We start from the raw sequence: 22,875 nt of genomic DNA on the forward strand, positions 1-22,875 counted from the left end.
GGGCTCCTTCAAAGTTTCTGGCCCACCGCAACTCGGCAGCCATCACGAATGACAATGCCACTTATCTTATGATTCTTATAACCCAGAGACGAAGCAGAGTGTCACAGAACTTCATGAATAGCTTTTCCCAGCTGTCCCAACCCGCGTCGCGAGCCCCCGCACCGGGATCCATTGTCATCATCGGCGCCGGTCCGCGCGGCGCCTCACTTGTCGAACGCCTCGGCGCGCACCTGAGCGACCCGCAGTCGCCCCTGCACGGACGCCGCCTCGAAATCCACGTCGTCGACGACGCTCCGCGCGGCGCCGGGCGCATCTGGCGCACCGATCAGACCCGCGAGCTCTGCATGAACACCCTCGCCGATGCCGTCACGCTGTTCACCGAACCCGGCAGCACGGTGCGCGGCGCGGTGCGCCCCGGGCCGACGCTCTACGAATGGTGCGTGCTCGCGCTCGAGAACTTCGACGACGTCGAGGCGCCCGGCGATCCCGACCCCCGCATTGCCACCGTGCCGAGTGATCACCGCACCGTCGTGCACGCGCACCCGCACCGCCCGGGTCTCGCCGAGGAGTACCGCGACGAGCTGCTCGCCATGCGCCCCGAGTCGCATCCGAGCCGCGCGCTCTACGGCGAGTACCTGACCTGGTGCTTCGACCGCGCCGTTGCCGAGCTGCCCGGTGGCGTCACAGTCGTGCAGCACTGCGCCCGCGCGATCGGCATCGCGAGTGCCGAAAACGGGCCCGGCTCGAGCCCGGACTCCGGCGACCTGGTGCGGCTCGACACCGGCGAGCATCTCCGCGCGGACGCCATCGTGCTCGCCACCGGCTGGATGCCGCGCACGGAGACCTCGGGCGAACGCGAACTCACCGCTGCACTCGCCCACCGCCCCGAGCTCACCTGGGTGCGCCCGGGCAGCCCCGTCGAGCAAGACCTCGACGGCATCGGCATCGGCGAGCACGTGCTCGTGCGCGGGCTCGGCATGGGGTTCTTCGACACCATGGCGCTCCTGACGATCGGTCGCGGCGGCAGATTCGAAGCGGCGCCGGATCAGCCCGGCGGTCTGCGCTACCGCGCCTCAGGGCGAGAGCCGGTGATGCACGTCACCTCGGGCCGCGGCGTGCCGTTCCGCGCGAAGACGCTGTACGGGTCGCTTCCGCCGCGCGCCGAGCAGCGCTTTCTCACCGGCGTCGACTGGTCGGCACAGCCCCGGCCGATCGATTTCGACCGGCAGCTCTGGCCGCGCATCGTCGCCGACGCGTACTTCGACCACGCCCGCACACTGCGTCGCGTGCGCCCCTCGGCTGTCGCCGTCGATGAGCGCGACCTGGAAACGCTCATCGCGCACGCCATCGACCCGCACCTCGGCAAGGCTGACGACCCGCACCCGCTCGATACCGTGGAGGCGAGCGTCGCCGAGGCGATGGCGCGCGTCATCCCCGACCCGAGCGACCGCTTCGATCTCGCGGGCGAAATGCATCCGGTACGCCGTCCCTTCGCTGATCGCGAGTCGTACAACGACTGGATCGCCGAGCGCGTCGCGAGAGATCTCGCCGAAGCCGAACTCGGGCACGACAGCGCGATCAAGGCTGGGCTGTGGTCGGTGAGCTCGGCCCGCGGAATCGCGAATCGTGTCGGGGCCCTCGGCGGCTTCGACGCTGAATCGCGGGCGTCGGGGTTCGCCATGCTGCAGGCGGTCGGCGGTATGGCGGGGTCGGGCCCGCCCGCGTTCCGCAATCGGCAGCTGCTGGCGCTCATGCGCGTCGGAGTCGTGCAGCTGATCGGGCCCCGTGCGCCCATCTCGGTCACCGACGCAGGGTTCGCGTCGGAGTCGCCGATGGTGACGTCGTCGCGCGTCACTGCACCGAACCTCATCGACGCCTGGATGCACTTTCACGATGTGTCGGCGACCGCCGACCCGCTCGCGCGCAGCCTGCTCGACACCGGTCGCGCACGTCCGTTCCTGATCGCGGCTCGCGACGGCAGCTCCCGACGCACCGGAGCCTTCGACCTCGATCCGACCACAGGACGGTTGCGTGGCTCCGACGGCGCGCTCGATCCGCGCGTGCACGTGACCGGGATCCCGGTCGACGAGGCGCTGCACGACACCATCATCAGCCCGATGCCAGGCACCGACCCGCAGATGCTGCGCGAGACGGATCGTGTCGCTGCGAGTCTGCTCGATGTCGTCGCATCGGTACGCTCGAAGCACCACGTCTCCGACATCTCCGACCGCCCTCTCGAAGGAGCCCACCATGACTGAATCGCTGCCCATCGCCATCGTCACCGGCGCATCGAGCGGCATGGGCCGCGAAATCACTCGTGATCTCGCCCGCACGCACACCGTCATTGCGGTGGGCCGCAATGCCGACCGGCTCGACGCCGTTGCGGCCGAGACCGGAGCGACCGCGTGGCAGCTCGACGTCACCGACGGCGACGCTTTCGCCGCGCGCATCGCCGAACTCGATCGCCTTGACGTGCTGGTGCACGCCGCAGCCATCGGCGAGCACCTCGCCGTCGCCGACGCCGACGCCGACGCCTGGGAGCGGCACTTCGACATCAACGTGACCGGGCCCGCCGTGATCACGCGCGCCGCGCTCCCGCTGCTGCGCGCGGCAGCCGGCACCGTCGTCTTCATCGGTTCGGGCGCAAGCACCCGCGCGGTGCCCGGCAGCGCGGTGTACACCGCGACGAAGCACGCGCTGCGCGGCGTTGCCGACGTGCTGCGCATCGACGAAGAGCCGCACCGCGTGCGCGTCGTCACCGTCGCTCCCGGCCAGACCGACACCGAGATGCTGCGCGGGCAGGTGCCTGCCGAGAAGTACACTCCCGAGCGCTACATTCGCCCCGAATCGGTCGCCCAGACCGTGCGCTTCGTCGTCGATGCCCCCGCCGACGTGCAGTTGACCGATATCGCCGTGCGCCCGCGCCAAGAGATCGCGCGCCTGTGAGTGCGACGCTGCACACCGAGCACCTCGTCATCGGCGGTGGCGCCATGGGTCTCGCCACGACCTGGCATCTCGCCGCTCGCGGGCACCAGGTTCGCCTGCTCGAGCGCTTCGAACCGCATCACACCCGCGGCGCATCGCACGGTTCGACCCGCAACCTGAACAACGCCTACGCCGAAGACGCATACCTCGACCTCTTCGACGAAGCCGTCACGTTGTGGCGCGCACTCGAGGCCGAGTCGGGGCAGCAGCTGCTGGGCTTGCACGGGCTCGTCACCCACGGCGACGCGGCGATCGTGGCGTCCGCACATGACGCGCTGATCACCCGGGGTGCAGCGGTGTCGCTGCTGAGCGCGGACGACGCATCCGACCGTTGGTCGGGCATGCGCTTCGCCGGCGACGTGCTGCACAGTCGCGAAGCGGGCATCGTGCACGCTGCCCGCGCACTCACAGCGCTCGAAGCCGGGGCGATCCGGCACGGTGCGATCGTCGAACGCGGCCAACGCGTGCTCGACATCGAACCATTCGCCGACGGCTCGGGTGCGCGCGTGCGCGCCGAGGGGCCCGACGGTGTGCGCGAGCTCACCGCCGACCGGGTCACCGTGACCGTCGGCGCCTGGGCGCATGCACTGCTCGACGGTGTTATCGAACTGCCGCAGCTCACCGTCACCGAGGAGCACCCGGCACACTTCACCGCCCGTTCGGCAGCACTGGTGTGGCCGTCGTTCAACCACATGCTGCCGCCCGAACAGCTCGCCGCATACGAGGGACCCGTGTACGGAATGCCGAGTCCGGGCGAGGGCGTGAAAGTCGGCTTCCACGCCGTGGGGGCGGTCGTGGATCCCGACTCACGCCTCTTCCGCGCGAGTGAGGTGCAACGCGCGTCACTCCGTCGATACGTGGCCGATTGGTTCCCAGGGCTCGACCCTGAGACTCCCGCCGAGATCAGCTGCACCTACACCTCGACCGAGTCGAGCCGCTTCATTCTCGACACCGTCGGACCGATCACGATCGGTGCCGGCTTCTCGGGGCACGGATTCAAGTTCGTGCCCGCGATCGGCCGGGTGCTCGCCGATGCGGCGTCGGGCCGGCAGGCGCCTCCGGAGTTCTTCCGGCTGAGCGCCCACTGCTGAGGTGATGGGCCGCCGACCCGCTCGTGGCCGGCGGCCCCGCGCCTACACCGTGAAGTCGGTCGCCGCGCGGGCGACCGTCATGCTCTTCACCAGGTCGATCACGGGCAGGTGCTCCGGGTGCGTCGCATACACCGCAAGCCCCTCGGCATCGTCGAACTCGGAAACGAGCGTCACGTCGAAGTTCGTACCGTCGTGCAGCTCATTGCGATGCACCGTGAGCGACCGCACGGTCGGAATAGCATCACGGAGCGCCTCGATCGCGGGGATCGCCTGAGCGGCCTGAGCATCGCGTTCTTCGCGGGTCTCGCCCGACAACTTCCAGCTGACGATGTGGCGCAGGGTCATGAGTACTCCTTGTGAGTGTGGTGGGCGGGGCGAATCTGGGGTGTGAAGCCCGGGTGCGAAGTCGGGTGCGAAGCCGGGTTACGAACGGCGCAGGGCGCGCAGCGGGTTGCGCGCGGATTTCTCAATGGCCGCGGTGAGGCGACTCGAATCAACCCGCAATGTCGCATGCCGACGCCCCTCGATCTGCACGACCGGGATGTGCTCGGAGTGCTTGCGCGCGAGCGCGGAGTCTTGCAAGATGTCGAGCTCTTCGAGTTGGGTCTCGATCCCCTGAGCCGTCAGCTGCCCGCGCACGTCATCGATCACCTGGCGCGCGTCGTCGCAGAGGTGGCAGCCGGGCTTGCCGATGAGGGTGAGGCGCACTGCAGACATAGTGCGTTCAGTCTACGACCGCGCTGGCCACCCGCGCCGGATCGGTGTCACAATCTGCGCGAAAGCCGGTGCTGTTCGCGCAGATATTGACACCAATCCGCGGCGCCAGACGCCATCCGCGCGCTGCAGCCGCACAGCCGGTCTGCGGCAGGCCAGGCCCCGCGCATACGACAAACGCCGAGCCCATCGGGCCCGGCGTGTGTCAGCAATCACCGCCTCACGGCGGCGTCGCTTACTTCTTGTTGCGGCGCTGGTGACGCGTCTTCCGAAGCAATTTACGGTGCTTCTTCTTCGACATGCGCTTGCGACGCTTCTTGATAACTGAACCCACGATTAACCTCACAACGTCTCTCGGGCCGCTGGGAGTCGGGGCCCATAAAACATAGATCTTAGCCGCTCATGCCGTTCGATGCGAACCGAGCGGTCAAACGACGTTTCAGCCGCGCAATTTGAAGCGCGCGACGAGCTCTTTCACCCGGTGCTCGGCACGAGCCGCAGCACGACCGATGCGCTCGGCCGCGGCCGTCGCCTCTTCGGGGAGCACCTCGCCGAATTCATCCGCCTCATCGGGCCCGGCCACGCGCTCGCCGTCTTCGGAGAGGTACTCGACCGTGACCTCGGTCTCGAATCCGGCCGAGAGAAACGGGATCACGAAGTCCTCGACCATCTCGAGCGGCTCGGGATCCAGCGAGTAGAAGCGATGCTGGCCTTCTTCGCGCACCGTGACCAATTCGGCCTCGCGCAGCACCTTGAGATGCTTCGACACGGTCGGCTGACTGATCTCCAATTGCCCGACGATCTCGGACACGCTCATCTCGGCGTTCTGCGTGTGCTTCTCGAGCAGTGCCTGCAGAATGTCGCGCCGGGTCGCATCGGCGATGACTCCGAAAATATCTGGCATAGGCACCAGAGTAGCCGGAGCGGGCGGCTCTGTCCCGGTATCACGCGTCGTCTCGCCTCGCACGGTGCGCGCGAAGCCCCGCCCGCGTGTGTAGCATGGGCGCAGTGAGTCGCGACCCTGGCAGGCCTCGACGCCCCATCAACGCCAGAAAGCAGGAGTCGTGAGGACACGCGCTGTGAGCGGTCGGTTCGCCGATCTGCTCTCGCCGAAGTCGTGGATCGGCGGCATGATTCACTCGTCACCCGCACGCTTCGCGCTGCTGGTGTTCACCGGCCTGATCCTGCTCTGGACTGCCTTGCTCTCGCTCCCGATCGCGAGCCGCTCGCACGAGGTCACCCCGCTCGCCGACGCCCTGTTTACCGCGGTGTCGGCCATCTGCGTCACCGGGCTCTCGACCGTCGATATGGCGACGCACTGGTCGCTTTTCGGTGATCTGCTCATTCTCGGCGGCCTGCAGATCGGCGGCATCGGCGTGCTCACGCTCGCCAGCATCCTCGGTCTGACAGTGACGCGACGACTCGGCCTCCGTACCCGCCTGCTCGCGGCCGGCGACACCAATCCGATGCGCATGGCGAAAGGCGCATCCGAAAGCCAGGCGGTCGGTCTCGGTGAAATCGGTGGTCTGCTCGGAGCCGTGGCAACGAGCCTCGTCGTCATCGAGGTCGCGCTGACGGCGTTCATCACGCCGCGCCTCATGATGGAGGGCTACAGCTTCTGGCATGCCCTCTGGAACGGCTTCTACCTGGCGGCCTCCGCCTTCACGAACACCGGCTTCGTGCCGCTGCCGGGCGGTCTGGCCCCCTTCGAGACCGACACCTACCTGCTCTCCGTGCTCGCCGTCGGCGTCTTCCTCGGCAGCATCGGGTTCCCGGTGATCTTCGCGCTTTACCGCTACGTGATCGGCGGCGGGTGGCGCGCCCACAAGCGGCTCGGGCTCCACGCGAAGCTCACGCTCACCACCACACTCCTTTTCGTGATCTTCGGGTGGATCGCCATCGCCGGGCTCGAATTCAACAACACCCGCACGCTCGGGTCGCAGGGGCTCGGCGACACTCTCTTCAGCTCGGCGTACATGTCGGTGATGACCCGTTCGGGTGGTCTCGGCATCATGGACCCGACCGAGATGCACGGCTCGACGCTCCTCGTCATGGACATGCTGATGTTCGTCGGCGGCGGCTCCGCCTCGACCGCGGGCGGCATCAAGGTGACGACGATCGCCGTGCTGTTCCTCGCCGCGTACGCCGAGGCGCGCGGCTACCACGACATGCAGGCGTTCGGCCGTCGCATTCCGAACGAGGTGCTGCGCGTCGCGATTTCAATTCTGATCTGGGGCGCGACGATCGTGCTCGCCGCCTCCGTCGCCATCATGCAGATGACCGGCGAACCCCTCGACATCGTGCTGTTCGAGGTGATCTCGGCGTTTGGCACGTGCGGTCTAACGACCGGTCTGTCGGCGTCGATCGACGACCCCGGCAAGTACATCCTCGCCGCCACAATGTGGGCGGGCCGCGTCGGCACGGTTACGCTAGCCGCAGCGGTGGCCGCGACCAGTCGCTCCCGCATGTTCCGCCTCCCCGAAGAAAGGCCGATCGTTGGTTGATATTCGCAGTGACGCACCGGTGATCGTGATCGGTCTCGGTCGGTTCGGCGCCGCGACGGCGGGCCAGCTCGATCGTCAGGATCGCGAAGTGCTCGTGGTCGATACCGATCCGGGGCTCGTGCAGAAGTGGGCGGATCGCGTGACGCACGCGGTGCAGGCCGACGCCCGCTCGATGGAGGCGTTGAAGCAGATCGGTGCCGACGAGTTTCAGATCGCGGTCGTCGCGACGGGCGCCTCGATCGAGTCGAGCGTGCTCATCGCCGCGAACCTCGTGGATCTCGGGGTGCCTCAGATCTGGGCGAAGGCCATCTCGCTGTCGCACGGCAAGATCTTGGAGCGCATCGGCGTGCACCACGTGATCTACCCCGAGCGCGAGGCTGGCGAGCGCGTCGCCCACCTGCTGAGCGGCAGCATGCTCGACTTCATTCAGTTCGACGACAACTACGTCATCGCGAAGATGTACCCGCCGCGATCGATCCGCAATCGCACGCTCACCGAGAGTGGGGTGCGCACGCGCTACCGCGTGACGGTGGTCGGGGTGAAAACTCCGGGTCAGCCGTTCACGCACGCGACGCAAGACACCGTCGTGTCGACGCACGACCTCATCATCGTGAGCGGCACCGCCGCCGACGTGGAGCGCTTCGCCGCGATCGGGTAGGCCCTGCGGGCACGTTTCGGCCGACGTTCGCGTCGGGCGAAACCCCGCGCTACTCCCCGCGTTCGAGCTCTTCCGAACGACGCACGTTCGCGGCGAGCGCGCGATCGAAGAGGTCGGCGAGGCCGCCCTGCTGCAGCACCAGGATTGCCTGCTCGGTCGTGCCTTTCGGGCTCGTCACGTTGCGTCGCAGCGTTTCGGGCAGCTCACCACTGGTCGCCCAGAGCTGCGCGGAGCCGACGATGGTCTGCTGCACAAGCAGGCGCGCTTGGGCCTCATCGAAGCCCGCGCGCTGAGCTGCCGCCGTCATCTCTTCGGCGTAGAGGTAGAGGTAGGCCGGCCCTGACCCCGAAACCGCGGCGACAACATTGATCTGGTCTTCGCGCACAATGAGCGCTTCGCCCACCGTGGCGAACAACCGCTGCACGAGCGCAGTCTGTGCGTCGGTCGCCGCCGCGCCGCCGGCGATGCCGGTCGCACCGAGGCCGATGGTCGATGGCGTGTTGGGCATAGCTCGCACCACCGCGGTGCCTGCAGGCAGCACGGCTTCGATCGCGGCGCACGGCACACCAGCTGCCACGCTCACGACGATCGCGCCGGGTTCGAGGTCTGCGGCGATCTCGCGTGCAACGTCGACGAGCGCCCAGGGCTTCACTCCCAGCACCACGATCTGCGCTCCGCGCACCGCGGCACGATTCGCCTCGGCGTCGGTCTCCGAGGCCACCGCGGTGACGTCGACCGCCCCCGCGTAGACGTCCGCGCTCGCCTGCGAGTGCGTCGTCACGACAATCGGCCGCTCAATATCGACCTCGGGCGCGCGCAGCCCGGCAAGGATCGCACCACCCATCGAACCGACGCCGATCATGGCGGTGCGCGGCAAACGGGCGTCGGTGCGGGGATTCGTCGATTCGCTCATGATCCCAGTGTATGGAGCACCGCCGACAGAATCGGGGGCGCGGTCTTGTCCGTTTTCATACCGCTGAGATTTCGGGTGGGGTCATAGACTTGGCGCATCGCGCGGACACTCGACGTTCGCGATGGGGAGGCATCTGGAATGAGCGCGTCAGGCGGCAGTAAGGCGATCATCGCGGCACTACTCGCGAATCTCGGCATCGCCGTGACGAAGTTCATTGCTTGGGCGTTCTCCGGTTCGTCGTCGATGCTGGCGGAGGGCGTGCACTCGCTCGCCGACTCGGGCAATCAGGTGCTGCTGCTCGTCGGCGGCAAGCGCGCGCAGCAGCGCGCAGACAAAGAGCACCCGTTCGGGTACGGTCGCGTGCGCTACGTCTACGCGTTCGTTGTCGCGATCGTGCTCTTCTCCATCGGTGGCGTCTTCTCGGTCTACGAAGGCGTTTCGAAGGTGCAGCACCCGCACGCCCTCGAGGTGTGGTGGCTGCCGCTGCTCGTGCTCGCCGTCGCGATCGTGCTCGAAGGGTTCTCGCTGCGCACCGCAATCCGAGAGAGCCGCCCGCACAAGGGCAAGTCGAGCTGGCTGCAGTTCATTCGCCGCTCCAAGGCTCCCGAGTTGCCCGTCGTGCTGCTTGAAGACTTCGCGGCGATCACGGGCCTCGTGATCGCGTTCATCGGCGTCGGGCTCACCGTGCTCACCGGCAACGGTCTCTTCGACGGTATCGCGACCATCGCGATCGGCGTGCTGCTGGTCGCCGTGGCGATCATCCTGGGTATCGAGGTGAAGAGCCTGCTCGTCGGCGAGGGCGCCTCTGATGAAGACGTCGAGAAGATCGAGGCCGCACTGCTGAAGTCGCAAGACATCGGCCGCATCATCCACATGAAGACGCTGTACCTCGGCCCCGATGAGTTCATGATCGGCGCGAAGGTCGATATCGCCCCCACGAAGACCATGAATGAGGTCTCGGTGATCATCAACCTCGCCGAGCGCCGCATACGCGAGGCCGTGCCGGCGGCGCGCGTCATCTACATCGAACCCGACGTGTACCTCGACCCGAACGCGGATACGCCGTCGACGAGCTCCATCGTGATGCTCTCGAGCGACTGAGGCCCGATGGCCCGGCGCCGCACTGCACGGTGAACGACTCACCGTCCGCGCGCCACACACCGTTCACTCCGAGGCTATCGATCAGTTCCTTCCCCGACACCGCGCCCTCCTAGCGTTGGGTCACGGATCGGCTGCCGCTGCAGGCATGCCGCATGCGCCCCTCTGGGCGATCCGTCTCCCTGTATCGGAAGGAACTCCCGTGACCTCACGCGCTTTCGTGCGCTCCGCCGCCGTGATCACCGCGCTGCTCATGGCCGGCTCGCTCGCCGCATGCTCGACCGCGAGCAACGCTGAAGGCGACGCAGGCTCGTCGACCGACGCCGCCACCGCGACCAGCGCCGCAGACTTCGGCGGCCTCGATGCACTCATCGCCGCAGCTCAGGAAGAGGGCGAGCTCAACGTCGTCGCACTCCCCGAGACCTGGGCGAACTACGGCAAGATCATCAGCGGCTTCGAAGACAAGTACGGCATCACTGTCAACTCGGCTTCGCCCGACGCGTCGAGCGCCGAGGAGATCCAGGCCGCTGACAACCTCAAGGGCCAGGACACCGCTCCCGATGTCTTCGACCTCGGTGCGGCCGTCGCCCTCACCAACACCGACAAGTTCGCGCCGTACCAGGTCGAGAACTGGGATGACATCCCCGAGGGCAACAAGGAGGCCACCGGCCTCTGGGTGAACAACTACTCGGGCGTCATGTCGGTCGGCTACGACTCCGACAAGCTGCCGGAGCCCCAGGAGCTGAAGGATCTGCTCGGCGCCGACTACAAGGGCGCGGTCGTGCTCAACGGCGACCCGACGCAGGCGGGCGCGGCCTTTGCCGCAGTCGGCTCGATCTCCGCACTCAACGGCGGCGGGGTCGACGACTTCGGCCCCGGTGTCGACTTCATCACCGAGCTGCGCCAGGCCGGCAACCTGCTGACCGTCGACCCGACCCCCGCGACCATCGCCTCGGGCGAGACCCCGCTGGTCTTCGACTGGTCGTTCAACAACATCGCGGCTGCGGCCGACAAGCCGAGCTGGAAGACCACCGTGCTCGACGGACCGGCCTACGTCTCCTTCTACAACGAGGCGATCAACGCCGACGCGCCGAACCCGGCCGCCGCTCGCCTGTGGCAGGAGTGGATCTTCTCGGACGAGGTGCAGTCGCTCTTCCTCGAGGCGAACGCCGTGCCCGTGCGCGTCGACGCGCTGAAGGAGGCCGGTGCGGCCGATGAGAAGCTCATCGAGGCCGCCACCTTCGGCACCTTGAGCGACGACTGGATCACGCCCGACATGGATCAGACCGACGCCGCGAACACGCTCCTCTCCGAGCGCTGGGCTGCAGCGATCAAGTAAGTCCACTCGTGCGGTGGGGGCGCAGTCAGCCCTCACCGCACAGGTGTGTCCACCGCACCGTTCAGCGCCACGCACGCCACGCCACTCTCCCCTGCTCGGAGCTTCAGTGAAACGCTTCCTCTCCACCCTCGGGCTCGCCCCGTTCACCGTCTACATCTTCTTCTTTCTCGCCGTTCCGACCGTGCTCGCCATCGGCAGCGGGTTCTCGAACGAGAACGGTTTCACCCTCGCGAACCTCGGTGTGCTGACGACCCCTGCGACGCTCGGCGCATTCGGCGCGAGCATTTGGGTGAGCGTCGTGACCGCGCTCGTCGGCGCCGTGATCGGCGCGATCCTCTGCTGGGCGCTCGCGGCACTCCCCGAAAGCGGCCCTCTGCGCCGCGTCTTCGACGCCGCAAGCTCGGTGCTCGCCCAGTTCGGAGGCGTCATGCTCGCGTTCGCGTTTGTCGCGACCATCGGCATCCAGGGCCTCATCACGGTGATGCTGCGCGAGCGGCTCGGCGTCGACATGTATGCCGACGGCGTGTGGCTCTACGAACTGCCGGGCCTGATCCTGCCCTACGTCTACTTCCAGGTTCCCCTCATGGTCATCACCTTCCTCCCCGCGGTCATCGCACTGAAGCCCGGCTGGGCCGAGGCGGTCGCGACGCTCGGCGGCACGAGCTTCAGCTACTGGACGCGCGTCGGCCTACCGGTGCTCGCCCCCGCGTTTCTCGGCTCGCTGCTGTTGCTCTTCGCAAACGCGTTCTCGTCGTACGCGACCGCGGCAGCGCTCATCAGTCAGGGGTCGCAGATCGTGCCGCTGCAGATTCGCGCCGCACTGATCGGTGAGACCGGTGGGTCCAACTCCGCTTCGGCCGGCGTGCTCGCACTCGGCATGATCATCGTCATGACCGTCGTGATGCTGGCCTACGGCCGGCTCATGGCGCGTGCGGGGCGGTGGCAGCGATGAGCGCGCGCGTGCCCGGGCGCCCGTCGCGCCCCGTCGCCTACACCGTGATCACGGTGATCGGGCTCATCTTCATGATCCCGCTCGTCGCGATGCTCGAGTTCACGCTGCGCCAGACCGCGGGCGGCTACGGTGCCGAGCACTGGCTCGCGCTGTTCGATCCCGAGAACGCGCGCGCCTACCGCCCGCTGTTCCAGGGCCTCGGCAATTCGTTCGTGCTGGCCGCCCTGACGCTCGCGATCGTGCTCGTCGTGTTCTTCCCGACGATCGTGCTCGTGCACCTGCGATTCCCGAAGCTCGAGCGCGCCCTCGACCTGCTGACCGTGCTGCCGATCGCGATCCCCGCGATCGTGCTCGTGGTGGGCTTCGCACCGATCTACCGCGGCATCGGCACCGTGTTCGGTTCGGGCGTGTGGTCGCTCTGCCTCGCCTACGGCGTGCTGGTGCTGCCGTTCGCGTACCGGTCGATCAACTCCGATCTGCAGGGAATGGATGCGCGCACGCGCACCGAGGCCGCACGTTCGCTCGGTGCGGGGTGGATCACCGTGCTGGTGCGCATCATCACCCCCGGGGTGCGTCGCGGCCTGCTCGCCGCCTCACTGTTGACGATCGCGATCGTGCTCGGCGAGTTCACCGTGTCGTCGCTGCTCAACCGCGTGACGCTCCAGACCGCGCTGCTGCAGATCTCGAAGTCCGACCCGTTCGTCGCGGTGGCGGTATCGTTGCTCTCACTGGTCGGCGCATTCCTCGTACTTCTGCTTGTGAGCAGCACCGGTGGCGCCCCGCGTCGCCGGCGCCTGCGACGCAGCTCCCGCTCGAACCCCTCCCAGGAGTCTTGAACATGACCGAAACGCTGACCCAGACCCGTGCGGGCGCCGCGGTGCGCCTCGAGCAGGTCACCAAGGCCTACGGCTCGACCACCGTGCTGCACGGCATCGATCTGGCGCTCGAGCCCGGCGAACTCATCTGCCTGCTCGGCCCGTCGGGCTGCGGCAAGACCACAGCGCTGCGCTGCATCGCCGGCCTCGAGGAGGTCACTTCAGGGCACGTGCGCATCGGCGACGACGATGTGACGCACGTGCCGGTGAACCGCCGCGACATCGGCATGGTGTTCCAGCAGTACTCGCTCTTTCCCCATCTCACCGTCGCCCGCAACGTGGAGTTCGGGCTGGGCATGCGCAAGGTGCCGAAGGCCGAGCGCATCGCTCGCATCGGTGAGATGCTCGAAATCGTGGGCCTCGCGCACCTCGCCGAGCGCTTTCCGCACGAGCTCTCGGGTGGGCAGCAGCAGCGCGTCGCCCTGGCGCGCGCGCTCGTCACCCGCCCGCGGGCGCTGCTCCTCGATGAACCGCTCTCGGCCCTCGACGCGAAGGTGCGCGTGCGCCTGCGCGAGCAGATCCGCGCGATTCAGACGGAACTCGGCATCACGACGGTCTTCGTGACGCACGACCAGGAGGAGGCGCTCGCGATCTCCGACCGGGTCGCGGTCATGGAGGGCGGCCGCATCGCCCAGCTCGGCACCCCCGAAGACCTGTACCAGCGGCCCGCATCGCCGTTCGTCGCCGACTTCGTCGGGCTGTCGAACCAGCTCGAGGCTGTGCTCGAGGGCGATCGCGTGAACCTGCGCGGCGCGTGGCTGCCGGTGATCAGCTCTGCCGATCACGGCACGACCGGCGTCACCGGCGCCAGGGTCACGGCGTACGTGCGCCCCGAGCACGTGCGTCTTGCGGGTGCCGATACGGGTTCGGGATCAGCCGGCGAGCTCACGGCCACCGTGGTCTCGAGCGGGTTCCTCGGGCCGATCCGCCGCACCGTCGTGCAGTTCGCGGATGGCACGGAACTCGCCTCGCAGCACCCCGCCGACGCGCAGTTCCGCGCCGGCGACCGCGTCGAGGTGGCGTTCGCCCCGGAGCCGGTTACGGTCGCGCCCCGCCCGTAGCAGCGGAGCGGCTACCGGCGCTGCGCGAAGAACGCGCGCAGCAAGGCCGTCGCTTCGTCCGCGCGCACCCCGGCGACGACCTCGGGCACCGCGTGCGGCAGGCGCCCGTCGCGCAGCAGATCGTAGACGCTGCCGACGGCGCCCGCTTTCTCATCCCAGGCTCCGAAGATCACGCGCGCCAGTCGGGCGGCGAGAATCGCGCCCGCGCACATCACACACGGCTCGAGCGTGACGACCAGCGTGCAGTCGGCGAGCACGCGATCATCGAGCGCTTCGGCGGCCTGCCGGATCGCCAGCACTTCGGCGTGCCCCGTCGGATCAGGCACGTGCACCCGCGTGTTGCGACCGACACCCACCACCTCGCCCTCGGCGTTCAGCACGACGGCCCCGACCGGGATCTCACCGGCTCGCGCCGCGTCGACGGCGGCCTCGAGCGCGACGCCCATGGCGGCGTGCTCGGCCTGCGATGGAGGGATCAGCGTCACGCCAATAGAATAGGACCATGCGAGTCTTCGTTGCGGATCATCCCCTCATCACCCACAAGCTCACGGTGCTCCGCGACGCGAAAACCCCGCAGCCGACGTTCCGTCTGCTGATCGAAGAGCTGATGACGCTGCTCGCCTACGAGGCCACGCGAGAGGTGCGCGTCGAGCCGCACGAAATTGAGACCCCGGTCGCCCCGACCACGGGCGTGCGCCTGAGCGAACCGCTGCCGTTGATCGTGCCGATCCTGCGCGCCGGTCTCGGCATGCTCGAGGGAATGGTGAAGCTCGTGCCCACCGCCGAGGTCGGCTTCCTCGGCATGGCACGCGACGAAGAGACGCTGCAGCCGACGACGTATGCCGAGCGTCTGCCCGACTCGCTCGCAGGCCGCCAGTGCTTCGTGCTCGATCCGATGCTCGCCACGGGCGGCTCGCTCGCGGCGGCGATCAAGTTCCTCTTCGACCGCGGCGCCGACGACGTGACCGCGATCTGCGTGCTCGGCACTCCCGAGGGCGTCGAAGCGATTCGCGAGGCCGCCGGCGACCGCCAGGTCACCCTGGTGCTCGGGGCACTCGATCAGGGGCTCGACGAGAACGCCTACATCGTGCCGGGGCTCGGTGACGCCGGCGACCGTCTCTACGGCACCGTCGGCCACTGACCGTCGGTAACGAGCCCTACTGGGGCGCCCTCATGAGGGGGCGATCCACCGGTGCAGGGGTGCCGCGCAACGGCGAGCCGCACCCCCACCAATTTTCTGCTCGCTCCGCTTGACACGCGAAGCAATACTTTGCTTAACTTATCGTTATGCATGAGACCACTCGTCCCCAGTCCGCCTTCGAGGTGAACATTGGGCAGACCGGCATGATGATGGCCGGTCAGGGTGTCATGCGCTGTCGAATGTGCATGTGAACGTTTCCCGAATCTGATTCTGCGTCCACGTCGGTGTTCTGAACTCGAACGCCGAACCGCGGTTCATCCGGCTTTTCGTATCTGATCGAGACCGGTTCCGCTCCCCTCGCACTCCCGGCCGACACCGGCCTATCCGGGTCCGCGCACCGCTGCGCCGCACCCGAACGACAGCCTCGTAAGGAACATCATCATGAACGCCACCACCCAGACTCTTCGCGCCGCCCGCCCCGATCTCGCAGCAGATCTCGCGCCGACTCCGACCGCCGAGCGCCGCGTGCCCGACGGCACCGAGGTGCGCGGCTTCGCGCTCTACGTCGGCCTCGCCGATGACAAGATCGCCGACGGCGACCCGAAGCTCGGCGCCATCGTGACCCGCATCAAGCAGCTCGTCGCAGAGTTGGCCCCGGCCGCCGAGACCTACGCCGCCGTGGCGCTCGCCCCCGAGCACACCGGTGGTCGCGACGTCGATGTCGTGCGTCTCGCGCTCGGCGATCCCGCAGCGCACGCCCGTCAGAAGCAGCACGAAGCCGATGAGCAGGATCGCGCGGCGAGCGGCGTGATCCTCGACCTCTCGCGCAAGCGGGTGCTGCTCGACAATGTGACCGCCGCGCTCACCTTCCGCGAGTTCGAACTGCTGCAGTACCTCGTGCTGCGCGAAGGCCGCACCATCAGTCGCGAAGAGCTGATCACCGCGCTCTGGAGCGAGGGCAGCGACGAAGAGGCGCCCAGCGAGCGCACCATCGACGTGCACATCCGCCGCCTGCGCGTGAAGCTCGCGCAGTACCAGGACATCGTGCGCACGGTGCGCGGCACCGGGTATCGCTTCGACCGCCACGCCGACGTGTCGATCTTGCACACCTCGGCCCCGAGCCCCGACGCGTTCTGAGCCTTCCGCTCGGTCGCGCTCCGCGCTCCGAGCCGCCCGACATTTCGTGAAGCGGCCCGCCCTCTCCGGGAGGCGGGCCGCTTCATTTCCCGTCACGCGCGCGCAAGCATCTACCGCTCGCCCGCGAGCTGCAGTAGCCTCAGAAGCGAAAATGACCGGTCGAAGGAGAAACACCATGACGACGTTGCCACCAGAAGGTCAGCACGGACAGGGGACTGGCGGCGAGCCGACGAGCGATCCCTCAACCGTGGCGCCCGCCGCACCGACGGCGCCGCCCGCTGCACCCCAGCCACCGCAGGCTCCCCCGGTGCAGCAGCACCAGGCGCCCGCAGCACCCCCCGTGCCGCCGCAGCAGCCCGCGCAGCCGCAGTTCCAGGCCCCGCAGGCCCCGCAGGCCCCGCCCGTTCCGCCGCAGCAGCCCCAGCAGCCGGGTCAGCCCCAATACGCGGCGCCCCAGTACGGCGCCCCTCAGGCCGGTCAGACGCCGCCGCCCGGCGGCTACGCGCAGCCCGGCTACGCCCAGCCGGTCGCCGACCCGACCAGCAACGTCACGTTGAACTACTGGCTGTCGGTGTTCTTCAGTTGGATTCCGGCGCTCATCTTCTTCTTCATCGATAAGGACAAGGGCGATCAGCGCCTGTACCTCTACCAGCGCGAGAACCTCAATTTCTCGCTGCTGCGCGTGGGCGTCGGCATCGCGACGTGGATTCTAGGCCTGATCCCCTACATCGGATGGCTCCTGGCCGTCGTGCTGTGGCTCGGCTCGATCGTGCTGTTCGTGTTCCACATCATCGCCGCAGTCAAGGCGAGCGACGGGTTCCGCCGCGGCGAGCAGCCCGGCTTCATCTTCAACGTGCCGCTGGTCAAGTAAGTTCGACCGGCACGAGCAACGCCCCCGGCCCGCTGACGCGGATCGGGGGCGTTGCTCGTTTCCGGGGAGCGGCGTAGGCGATACCCTATGCCGCGAGTTCGGCGCGACGCGCGTGCAGCTGGTCGAAGGTCGCGAATGTGCTCGCGATGGGGCTGCCGGTGAAGTGGCCGACCCAGCCGTCATCGTCGTGGAAGAAGCGGATCGAGGTGAACTCGGGCGCGGTGCCCATGTCGAACCAGTGCGTGGTGTTCGCCGGCACCGACACGAGGTCACCGGGCTCGCAGTAGAGCGCGTGCACCTTGCCGTCGACGTGCAGATAGAAGACCCCGGCACCCTTGGCGAAGAAGCGGTCTTCATCGTCGTCGTGACGGTGCTCTGAGAGGAACTTCTCGCGCGACGGGCCCTTGACCTCGTCGTAGTTGGCCTGCGCCGGGCTCAAGCCGACGATGTCGACGAGCGTGTAGCCTTCGCTCTGCTTCACGGCTTCGACTTCATCGGTGTAGAGCGCGAGGATCTCTTCGAGCGTGGCGTCGTCGGCGAAGTCTTTCACCTCCCAGTGCGAGAAGCGGGCGCCAAGGCCGGTCAGCACGGCGCCGATTTCGACATCGTCGATGGTCTCGATGATGGGAGTCGTCGGGTCGGTCTCATTCCAGACGGTGAGGAGTGTCATCAGGTCCTACTCTCGGGTTCAGTACGCAAACGGGGTGATTCTGGGGTCTGGGGAGTGCGGCCGCCTCAGCGCACCGCGACGCGGTAACGAAGCAGCCATTCGGCGATCTCGAGGTGGTGTCGCGCCTGCTGCGCGGTCGCACCCCAGGCGTACATGCCGTGCCCGGCGACGACGAGCACCGGCACCTCGGGCGCGCCGTCGGCGGCACCCGCGTACACCGCGTCGAAGCGCTCGGATTCGACCGCCATGTCTTGGTGGTTCTGGATCACCGGGATGGTGACGGTCACGTCGTGGGCGGGGTGGCCGATCCCTTTCAGCATTTCAAGATCGCGAATCTCGATGCCGTCGGGCCAGTACTCGCCCGCGAGCACGGCGTCGAGGGCGTGCACGTGGAAGATCGCGTTCGCCCCGGTGCGGGCGGCGATGTGGGCGTGCAGGCCGGATTCAGCCGACGGGCGCCTGGGGTCATCGACGTCGGCAGACCGACCGTCTGCGTCGACGAGCACGACGTCGGCGTCGGTGAGCTCCGATTTGTCGAGGCCGGATGCCGTCACTGCGAGACGCAGCGGTTCACGGGCGAGCACGAGCGAGAGGTTGCCCGCGGTTCCCCGCATCCAGCCAAGGTCGGCGAACCTCGCGGCTTCGTGCGCCAGGGTCGCGCCGGCTTCGCGCAGCTGCACGGCGGTGACGGTGGCGGGTGCAGTGACGGTGCTCATCGGGTGACCTCGATCTCGGTGAAAGCGGCGACGGATGGAGCAGCGAAATCGCTGCCGGCCCAGGGCTCGCCCGCCCGGTCGAGCGCGACGACCTGCCACCCGGCGGCGAGCGCCGCGCTCACCTCGTCGGGGTGATCGGTGAGGAACAGTGCGCGCTCGGGAGCAACGTCGAGCGCTTCGGCGATGCGGTGATACGACGCGACGTCTTTCTTCGGGCCCGCATTCACGGTGTCGAACCACCCGGAGACCAGGCCCGAGAGGTCGCCGCCCGGCGCGTGACGGAACCAGGGCTGCTGCGAGGCGACCGACCCCGACGAGTAGACGGCCAGACGTACTCCACTGTCGACCCACGCGCGCAACTGCGGCGGCACGTCGTCGAAGAAATGCGACGTGATCTCACCGGCGGCGAAGCCCTCGGCCCAGATGATGCCCTGGAGAGTCTTGAGCGGCGTCGACTTCACGTCCGAGGCCATGAGGCCGCGCAGCGCCTCGGCGACGGTCGCATCATCGGCATCCGTTTCAAGGCCGATCTCGGCGATCGCCTGCGCCCGAGCCTCGCGCACGGTCGCGTCATCGCGCCCGAGCACCTCTTCGAGACGCGGGCGCGCGTAGTCGTAGAGGTCGCCGAGAATGAAGCCTGCGGCACTCGTGGTGCCTTCGAGGTCGACCACCACCACATCGGCGGTCAGAGTGAACGGCGTCGTCATGCGGCCTCCGAGTGCGGGAACAATTCGCCTGATCCTATCGCGCACCAGTGACATCTCCGTGCCGTGCGACGCCCCGCGTCACTGCACACGCGGACATTGCCGCTCAGGTGCCGTACGCCCGTCGAGCGGCTCGCCAAGCCCGCCAGCGTTCGGCGCCTCGCGCGACCGTCGCCCGGGCCCACCCGAGCAGGCGGCGCGCCCAATGGAATTCGCTGCCGAGGATGGCGAGGCCGAAGAAGACGATCAGCCAACCTGGGCCCGGCAGCGGCACCAGAATCAGCCCGATGAGCACCACCAGCGCACCAACGACGGTCACGGTGACGCGGTATGCGGCATCGAGCCAGGGACGAGTGCGGATTGCGGCGCGCAGCCGCGCAGCTCCTGCCGCAAGCCGTCGCCGGCGACGCCCGCCGAGCTCGCGGCGAGGAGTGGTCGGTGCAGACATGCGGCGAGTGTATGTCGCTTCGCTGGCAGCCCGCCGCGAGGTCGGTGTGCGCCCGCCTAGACTGGCCGCATGACTGAGCGATGGCGATCCGTGGCGACCGCAGCAGGCCTGGCCGCCGCCGACGGGTCCACCCGCCCGACGATCTTCGCCGAGATGACCGCGCTCGCCACGGCGACCGGTTCGGCGAACCTCGGCCAGGGGTTTCCCGACGCCGACGGCCCCGAATGGATTCGCCGAGTGGCGGCGGAGGCGATCCTGAACGGTGCGAACCAGTACCCGCCCGGCCGCGGCATTCCCGCGCTGCGCGAAGCCATCGCCGCGCATCAGGAGGGGCACTACGGGGTCATGGTCGACCCCGCCACCGAGGTGCTCGTGACGGCGGGGGCGACCGAGGCGCTCGCCGCAGCGCTGCTCGCGTTCGCCGGCCCGGGTGACGAGGTCGTCACGCTCGAGCCCTACTACGACGCCTACGCTGCTGCCGTCGCGCTCGCCGGCGCGACGCACGTGACCGTGCCGCTGCTTCCGGTCGACGGCGGGTTCCGCGTCGATCTCGACGCCTTCGAAGCGGCGGTCGGTGCGCGCACACGCGTGATCCTGATCAACACCCCGCACAACCCGACCGGCACCGTGCTCGCCGCCGACGAGCTCGCCCGCATCGCCGCCGCCGCGCAGCGCACCGATGCGGTCGTGCTCACCGACGAGGTCTACGAGCACCTCACGTTCGACGGGCAGCAGCACCGCTCGCTCGCCGCGCTGCCCGGCATGGCCGAGCGCACCGTCACCATCTCGTCGTCGGGCAAGACGTTTTCGCTGACCGGGTGGAAGATCGGGTGGGCCGTGGGGCCCGCGGCGCTGATCGAGGCGATCACCGCGGTGAAGCAATTTCTCACATATACCGGAGGCGCACCGTTTCAGCCCGCGATCGCGCGGGCGCTGGCCGAAGGCGATGCAGACATCGCCGCATTGCGCGGTGCGCTGGCGGATCGCAAGGACTTCTTGGTCGCCGGCCTGCGCGAGGCGGGGTTCGACGTCGTGGTGCCCGGCGGCACCTACTTCGTCTGCGCCGATGCGACGCCGTTTCTCAGCGATGAGGTGCCCGATGGTGCCGCCTTCGCCCGCGCCCTTCCGCACGCGGCCGGGGTGGCGTGCGTGCCGATCGCCGCATTCTGCCGCGACGGCTCCTCCACCGCGCGCGAGCTGGCGCCGTGGGTGCGCTTCACGTTCGTGAAAGATGCGGAGACGCTGCAGACGGCGGTGTCGCGTCTCGCCGGGCTGACCGGCAAGCGCATCGCGGAGGCCTCGCGCGCGCAACGAGCCTGATCGCCGGTTTCATCAGGGACCGAACAAGACCCGCTCTTGGCGGTCGGCCGAGGCGCTGACCCGTGTCGTGCTATGGTCTGGGATACCGGAAACCATTTAACGGATGTTCAGGAATTCGTGGCGCGGTGAATCGTACATTGAGACGGAACAGAAATTCTCTGCTGTGTCGCACGACGAAACCGGCATCGCTGACGGCCCGCGTCGTGATGCGCACCGCACAGAACACCCGCCAATGAAGGAGGAGCTGTGCACACCACGCTCGAACGACGACTCGGAGTGACCGGAATCGTCTTTATGGTGATCGCCGCCGCGGCGCCGATTACCGTCGTCGCCGCGAATTTCCCGATCATCATCTCGATCTCGGGGTCGATCGGTGCACCGACGATGATTCTCGCGGCGACCGCAATTCTGCTGCTCTTCTCCGTGGGGTACGCCTGGATGACGCCGCGCGTGCCCGACGCCGGCGCGTTCTACTCGTATGTGCACCGTGGCCTCGGGCGCCGCGCGGGCCTCGGCACCGCAGCGATCGCCGTGCTGTCGTACGTACTGCTCACCGTCTCGATGACCTGCTACCTCGGCGTGCAGGCCGGCAACCTGATCGAGCTCTGGCTCGGCGTCGCTCCCCCCTGGTGGGCGACCTCGGCCGTGATGCTGCTCATCGTCGGGCTGCTCGGCTACCGCGACATCGAGCTGTCGGCGAAGGTGCTCGGCGTCGTGCTCGTGCTCGAGGTCATCGCCGTGCTCGCGATCGACCTCGGCGTGCTGTTCTCGGGGGCCGAGCTCTCGACGTCTCCGTTGAACCCCGTGGAAGCGTTGCAGGGCGCCCCGGGTCTCGGCCTGCTGTTCGCGTTCCTCGGGTTCTTCGGGTTCGAGGCCACGGCCGTATTCCGCAACGAGGCGAAGGATCCGGATCGAACCGTGCCCCGAGCCACCTACGTCGCGGTGATCTCGATCGGTGCCCTCTATTTCATCTCGTCATGGCTCGTCATCGTCGGCATCGGACCCGATGACGCCGTAGCCGCCGCGACCGACGCGCCAGACCGCGTCGTCATCGGCCTCGCGGCGAACGTCATCGCGCCGATCGTCGGCGACATCGTGCAGGTGCTCGTCGTGACCAGCATGTTCGCCTGCATGCTGTCGTTCCACAACATCGTGACCCGCTACCTGTTCACTCTGGGCCAGCGCGGCGTGCTCCCTGCATCGCTCGCAGTCGTGCACACGCGGCACCGCGCCCCGTCGGCCGCGTCGCTCTGGGTGAGCATCGTGACCTCGGTCGTCGTGCTGGTGTCGGCACTCGCGCAGCTCGATCCGGTGCTCGAAATCTACACCTGGTACTCGGGTGCCGGTGCGCTCGGCGTCATCTGGATGATGACACTGACGAGTGTCGCGGTACTCGCCTTCCTGCGGCGCGAACGCGGGCGAGCACCGGCGTCGCCCTGGGTCGCCATCGCGTCCGCGCTCGGCGGCCTCGGGCTCGTCGGGGTGCTGGCGATCTCGATCAGCAACTTTCCCGTGCTCGTCGGCAGCAACGTCTCGGCATTCGTCTGGGGTGCGATCCTACTGGTGGCCTTCGTTATCGGGCTCTTCCTGCCGCACCGCGCTGGCACCCTCACGACCCCCGTCGAGGTGCTTCGCGACGGGGCGCGCGACGACACCCGCAACACCTCGGTGTAGGTCT

At 68.2% G+C, this 22,875-nt stretch carries 25 protein-coding genes; 15 read left to right on the forward strand and 10 right to left on the reverse strand.

Annotation, left to right across the window (positions count from 1 at the left end):
• Positions 1 to 113 precede the first annotated feature (113 nt).
• Genes ACZF5Y_RS13920 through ACZF5Y_RS13930 form a run of 3 tightly spaced genes read left to right on the forward strand, consistent with a single transcriptional unit; the run spans position 114 to position 4,076 of the window.
• Positions 114 to 2,258 (forward strand): FAD/NAD(P)-binding protein, encoded by a 2,145-nt coding sequence (locus ACZF5Y_RS13920; RefSeq protein ID WP_497533288.1) that lies wholly within the window; start codon positions 114 to 116, stop codon positions 2,256 to 2,258.
• Positions 2,251 to 2,946 (forward strand): SDR family oxidoreductase, encoded by a 696-nt coding sequence (locus ACZF5Y_RS13925; protein ID WP_497533289.1) that lies wholly within the window; start codon positions 2,251 to 2,253, stop codon positions 2,944 to 2,946. Before ACZF5Y_RS13920 ends, ACZF5Y_RS13925 begins: the two co-directional genes overlap by 8 nt.
• Positions 2,943 to 4,076: an FAD-dependent oxidoreductase gene (locus tag ACZF5Y_RS13930; protein WP_497533291.1), complete on the forward strand. Its 1,134-nt coding sequence runs from the start codon at positions 2,943 to 2,945 to the stop codon at positions 4,074 to 4,076. The genes ACZF5Y_RS13925 and ACZF5Y_RS13930 overlap by 4 nt, the downstream gene beginning before the upstream one ends.
• A 42-nt stretch (positions 4,077 to 4,118) precedes the next feature.
• Here ACZF5Y_RS13930 and ACZF5Y_RS13935 read toward each other — a convergent pair whose 3' ends face one another.
• The 4 genes from ACZF5Y_RS13935 to ACZF5Y_RS13950 form a co-directional block, all read right to left on the reverse strand.
• A complete protein-coding gene (locus ACZF5Y_RS13935) occupies positions 4,119 to 4,421 on the reverse strand; it encodes a Dabb family protein (protein ID WP_497533292.1) in 303 nt (100 codons plus the stop codon).
• 78 nt (positions 4,422 to 4,499) lie between these two features.
• On the reverse strand, positions 4,500 to 4,793 hold the full coding sequence (locus ACZF5Y_RS13940) for a glutaredoxin family protein (protein WP_497533294.1): 294 nt from the start codon (positions 4,791 to 4,793) through the stop codon (positions 4,500 to 4,502).
• A 232-nt stretch (positions 4,794 to 5,025) separates the two neighbouring features.
• Complete coding sequence (locus ACZF5Y_RS13945; RefSeq protein ID WP_005504750.1) at positions 5,026 to 5,124, reverse strand: 30S ribosomal protein bS22; 99 nt, start codon at positions 5,122 to 5,124, stop codon at positions 5,026 to 5,028.
• A 105-nt stretch (positions 5,125 to 5,229) separates the two neighbouring features.
• Positions 5,230 to 5,694, reverse strand: a complete 465-nt coding sequence (locus ACZF5Y_RS13950) for an ArsR/SmtB family transcription factor (RefSeq protein ID WP_497533295.1) — start codon at positions 5,692 to 5,694, stop codon at positions 5,230 to 5,232.
• A 226-nt stretch (positions 5,695 to 5,920) separates the two neighbouring features.
• Here ACZF5Y_RS13950 and ACZF5Y_RS13955 point away from each other — a divergent pair, with 226 nt between their 5' ends.
• Both ACZF5Y_RS13955 and ACZF5Y_RS13960 read left to right on the forward strand, forming a co-directional pair.
• Positions 5,921 to 7,294 carry a TrkH family potassium uptake protein gene (locus ACZF5Y_RS13955; protein WP_497535341.1) on the forward strand — a complete coding sequence of 458 codons (1,374 nt, stop codon included), beginning with the start codon at positions 5,921 to 5,923 and terminating at the stop codon, positions 7,292 to 7,294.
• The gene (locus ACZF5Y_RS13960; protein WP_497533297.1) at positions 7,287 to 7,952 is read left to right on the forward strand and encodes a potassium channel family protein; all 666 of its coding nucleotides are present in this window, start codon (positions 7,287 to 7,289) and stop codon (positions 7,950 to 7,952) included. Before ACZF5Y_RS13955 ends, ACZF5Y_RS13960 begins: the two co-directional genes overlap by 8 nt.
• A 49-nt stretch (positions 7,953 to 8,001) precedes the next feature.
• Here the strand turns inward: ACZF5Y_RS13960 and proC are convergent, their stop codons facing one another.
• Positions 8,002 to 8,865 (reverse strand): pyrroline-5-carboxylate reductase, encoded by an 864-nt coding sequence (proC, locus tag ACZF5Y_RS13965; protein ID WP_497533299.1) that lies wholly within the window; start codon positions 8,863 to 8,865, stop codon positions 8,002 to 8,004.
• Positions 8,866 to 9,003: 138 nt separating this feature from the next.
• Between proC and ACZF5Y_RS13970 the strand changes: the two genes are divergently transcribed.
• The 5 genes from ACZF5Y_RS13970 to ACZF5Y_RS13990 all read left to right on the forward strand — a co-directional run bounded on the left by ACZF5Y_RS13970 (position 9,004) and on the right by ACZF5Y_RS13990 (position 14,190).
• Positions 9,004 to 9,966 (forward strand): cation diffusion facilitator family transporter, encoded by a 963-nt coding sequence (locus ACZF5Y_RS13970; RefSeq protein ID WP_497533300.1) that lies wholly within the window; start codon positions 9,004 to 9,006, stop codon positions 9,964 to 9,966.
• A gap of 199 nt (positions 9,967 to 10,165) precedes the next feature.
• On the forward strand, positions 10,166 to 11,302 hold the full coding sequence (locus ACZF5Y_RS13975; protein WP_497533302.1) for an ABC transporter substrate-binding protein: 1,137 nt from the start codon (positions 10,166 to 10,168) through the stop codon (positions 11,300 to 11,302).
• A gap of 106 nt (positions 11,303 to 11,408) precedes the next feature.
• Positions 11,409 to 12,254, forward strand: coding sequence for an ABC transporter permease (locus ACZF5Y_RS13980; RefSeq protein WP_497533304.1), 846 nt, complete (start codon positions 11,409 to 11,411; stop codon positions 12,252 to 12,254).
• The gene (locus ACZF5Y_RS13985; protein WP_497533306.1) at positions 12,251 to 13,090 is read left to right on the forward strand and encodes an ABC transporter permease; all 840 of its coding nucleotides are present in this window, start codon (positions 12,251 to 12,253) and stop codon (positions 13,088 to 13,090) included. Before ACZF5Y_RS13980 ends, ACZF5Y_RS13985 begins: the two co-directional genes overlap by 4 nt.
• A gap of 2 nt (positions 13,091 to 13,092) precedes the next feature.
• On the forward strand, positions 13,093 to 14,190 hold the full coding sequence (locus ACZF5Y_RS13990) for an ABC transporter ATP-binding protein (protein ID WP_497533307.1): 1,098 nt from the start codon (positions 13,093 to 13,095) through the stop codon (positions 14,188 to 14,190).
• 11 nt (positions 14,191 to 14,201) lie between these two features.
• Here ACZF5Y_RS13990 and ACZF5Y_RS13995 read toward each other — a convergent pair whose 3' ends face one another.
• The gene (locus ACZF5Y_RS13995; RefSeq protein WP_497535342.1) at positions 14,202 to 14,636 is read right to left on the reverse strand and encodes a nucleoside deaminase; all 435 of its coding nucleotides are present in this window, start codon (positions 14,634 to 14,636) and stop codon (positions 14,202 to 14,204) included.
• Positions 14,637 to 14,692: 56 nt separating this feature from the next.
• On the opposite strand from ACZF5Y_RS13995, the gene upp reads away from it, so the two are divergent.
• The 3 genes from upp (at position 14,693) to ACZF5Y_RS14010 (ending at position 17,339) form a co-directional block, all read left to right on the forward strand.
• Positions 14,693 to 15,331, forward strand: a complete 639-nt coding sequence (gene upp / locus ACZF5Y_RS14000; RefSeq protein ID WP_053352093.1) for a uracil phosphoribosyltransferase — start codon at positions 14,693 to 14,695, stop codon at positions 15,329 to 15,331.
• A 441-nt stretch (positions 15,332 to 15,772) separates the two neighbouring features.
• Positions 15,773 to 16,468 carry a winged helix-turn-helix domain-containing protein gene (locus ACZF5Y_RS14005; protein ID WP_497533310.1) on the forward strand — a complete coding sequence of 232 codons (696 nt, stop codon included), beginning with the start codon at positions 15,773 to 15,775 and terminating at the stop codon, positions 16,466 to 16,468.
• A 175-nt stretch (positions 16,469 to 16,643) separates the two neighbouring features.
• A complete protein-coding gene (locus ACZF5Y_RS14010; protein WP_497533311.1) occupies positions 16,644 to 17,339 on the forward strand; it encodes a magnetosome magnetite crystal formation protein family in 696 nt (231 codons plus the stop codon).
• Between the two features lie 85 nt (positions 17,340 to 17,424).
• Here the strand turns inward: ACZF5Y_RS14010 and ACZF5Y_RS14015 are convergent, their stop codons facing one another.
• From ACZF5Y_RS14015 to ACZF5Y_RS14030, 4 genes are all read right to left on the reverse strand, one after another.
• A complete protein-coding gene (locus tag ACZF5Y_RS14015; protein WP_497533313.1) occupies positions 17,425 to 18,009 on the reverse strand; it encodes a 1,2-dihydroxy-3-keto-5-methylthiopentene dioxygenase in 585 nt (194 codons plus the stop codon).
• Positions 18,010 to 18,074: 65 nt separating this feature from the next.
• On the reverse strand, positions 18,075 to 18,725 hold the full coding sequence (gene mtnB / locus ACZF5Y_RS14020; RefSeq protein WP_497533315.1) for a methylthioribulose 1-phosphate dehydratase: 651 nt from the start codon (positions 18,723 to 18,725) through the stop codon (positions 18,075 to 18,077).
• The gene (mtnC, locus tag ACZF5Y_RS14025) at positions 18,722 to 19,432 is read right to left on the reverse strand and encodes an acireductone synthase (protein ID WP_497533317.1); all 711 of its coding nucleotides are present in this window, start codon (positions 19,430 to 19,432) and stop codon (positions 18,722 to 18,724) included. The genes mtnB and mtnC overlap by 4 nt, the downstream gene beginning before the upstream one ends.
• Before the next feature lie 103 nt (positions 19,433 to 19,535).
• Positions 19,536 to 19,877 carry a TIGR02611 family protein gene (locus tag ACZF5Y_RS14030; protein WP_497533318.1) on the reverse strand — a complete coding sequence of 114 codons (342 nt, stop codon included), beginning with the start codon at positions 19,875 to 19,877 and terminating at the stop codon, positions 19,536 to 19,538.
• Between the two features lie 69 nt (positions 19,878 to 19,946).
• Here ACZF5Y_RS14030 and ACZF5Y_RS14035 point away from each other — a divergent pair, with 69 nt between their 5' ends.
• Together ACZF5Y_RS14035 and ACZF5Y_RS14040 are read left to right on the forward strand one after the other, a co-directional pair.
• A complete protein-coding gene (locus ACZF5Y_RS14035; protein WP_497533320.1) occupies positions 19,947 to 21,197 on the forward strand; it encodes an aminotransferase class I/II-fold pyridoxal phosphate-dependent enzyme in 1,251 nt (416 codons plus the stop codon).
• 246 nt (positions 21,198 to 21,443) lie between these two features.
• Positions 21,444 to 22,871 (forward strand): APC family permease, encoded by a 1,428-nt coding sequence (locus tag ACZF5Y_RS14040; RefSeq protein ID WP_497533322.1) that lies wholly within the window; start codon positions 21,444 to 21,446, stop codon positions 22,869 to 22,871.
• Positions 22,872 to 22,875 lie beyond the last annotated feature (4 nt).

The organism is Leucobacter sp. WKLB1 (assembly GCF_059696215.1).

What these genes read in the sequence shown, in the direction of transcription:
- ACZF5Y_RS13950 (WP_497533295.1), bottom strand. Translation starts at nt 5,694, where the DNA reads ATGCCAGATATTTTCGGAGTCATCGCCGATGCGACCCGGCGCGACATT.
- upp (WP_053352093.1), top strand. Translation starts at nt 14,693, where the DNA reads ATGCGAGTCTTCGTTGCGGATCATCCCCTCATCACCCACAAGCTCACG.
- proC (WP_497533299.1), bottom strand. Translation starts at nt 8,865, where the DNA reads ATGAGCGAATCGACGAATCCCCGCACCGACGCCCGTTTGCCGCGCACC.
- ACZF5Y_RS13955 (WP_497535341.1), top strand. Translation starts at nt 5,921, where the DNA reads ATGATTCACTCGTCACCCGCACGCTTCGCGCTGCTGGTGTTCACCGGC.
- ACZF5Y_RS13925 (WP_497533289.1), top strand. Translation starts at nt 2,251, where the DNA reads ATGACTGAATCGCTGCCCATCGCCATCGTCACCGGCGCATCGAGCGGC.
- ACZF5Y_RS13920 (WP_497533288.1), top strand. Translation starts at nt 114, where the DNA reads ATGAATAGCTTTTCCCAGCTGTCCCAACCCGCGTCGCGAGCCCCCGCA.
- ACZF5Y_RS13990 (WP_497533307.1), top strand. Translation starts at nt 13,093, where the DNA reads ATGACCGAAACGCTGACCCAGACCCGTGCGGGCGCCGCGGTGCGCCTC.
- mtnC (WP_497533317.1), bottom strand. Translation starts at nt 19,432, where the DNA reads ATGACGACGCCGTTCACTCTGACCGCCGATGTGGTGGTGGTCGACCTC.
- ACZF5Y_RS13970 (WP_497533300.1), top strand. Translation starts at nt 9,004, where the DNA reads ATGAGCGCGTCAGGCGGCAGTAAGGCGATCATCGCGGCACTACTCGCG.
- ACZF5Y_RS14035 (WP_497533320.1), top strand. Translation starts at nt 19,947, where the DNA reads ATGACTGAGCGATGGCGATCCGTGGCGACCGCAGCAGGCCTGGCCGCC.
- ACZF5Y_RS14005 (WP_497533310.1), top strand. Translation starts at nt 15,773, where the DNA reads ATGAACGCCACCACCCAGACTCTTCGCGCCGCCCGCCCCGATCTCGCA.
- ACZF5Y_RS13940 (WP_497533294.1), bottom strand. Translation starts at nt 4,793, where the DNA reads ATGTCTGCAGTGCGCCTCACCCTCATCGGCAAGCCCGGCTGCCACCTC.
- ACZF5Y_RS14015 (WP_497533313.1), bottom strand. Translation starts at nt 18,009, where the DNA reads ATGACACTCCTCACCGTCTGGAATGAGACCGACCCGACGACTCCCATC.
- ACZF5Y_RS13985 (WP_497533306.1), top strand. Translation starts at nt 12,251, where the DNA reads ATGAGCGCGCGCGTGCCCGGGCGCCCGTCGCGCCCCGTCGCCTACACC.
- ACZF5Y_RS14030 (WP_497533318.1), bottom strand. Translation starts at nt 19,877, where the DNA reads ATGTCTGCACCGACCACTCCTCGCCGCGAGCTCGGCGGGCGTCGCCGG.
- ACZF5Y_RS14010 (WP_497533311.1), top strand. Translation starts at nt 16,644, where the DNA reads ATGACGACGTTGCCACCAGAAGGTCAGCACGGACAGGGGACTGGCGGC.
- ACZF5Y_RS13995 (WP_497535342.1), bottom strand. Translation starts at nt 14,636, where the DNA reads ATGGGCGTCGCGCTCGAGGCCGCCGTCGACGCGGCGCGAGCCGGTGAG.
- ACZF5Y_RS13935 (WP_497533292.1), bottom strand. Translation starts at nt 4,421, where the DNA reads ATGACCCTGCGCCACATCGTCAGCTGGAAGTTGTCGGGCGAGACCCGC.
- mtnB (WP_497533315.1), bottom strand. Translation starts at nt 18,725, where the DNA reads ATGAGCACCGTCACTGCACCCGCCACCGTCACCGCCGTGCAGCTGCGC.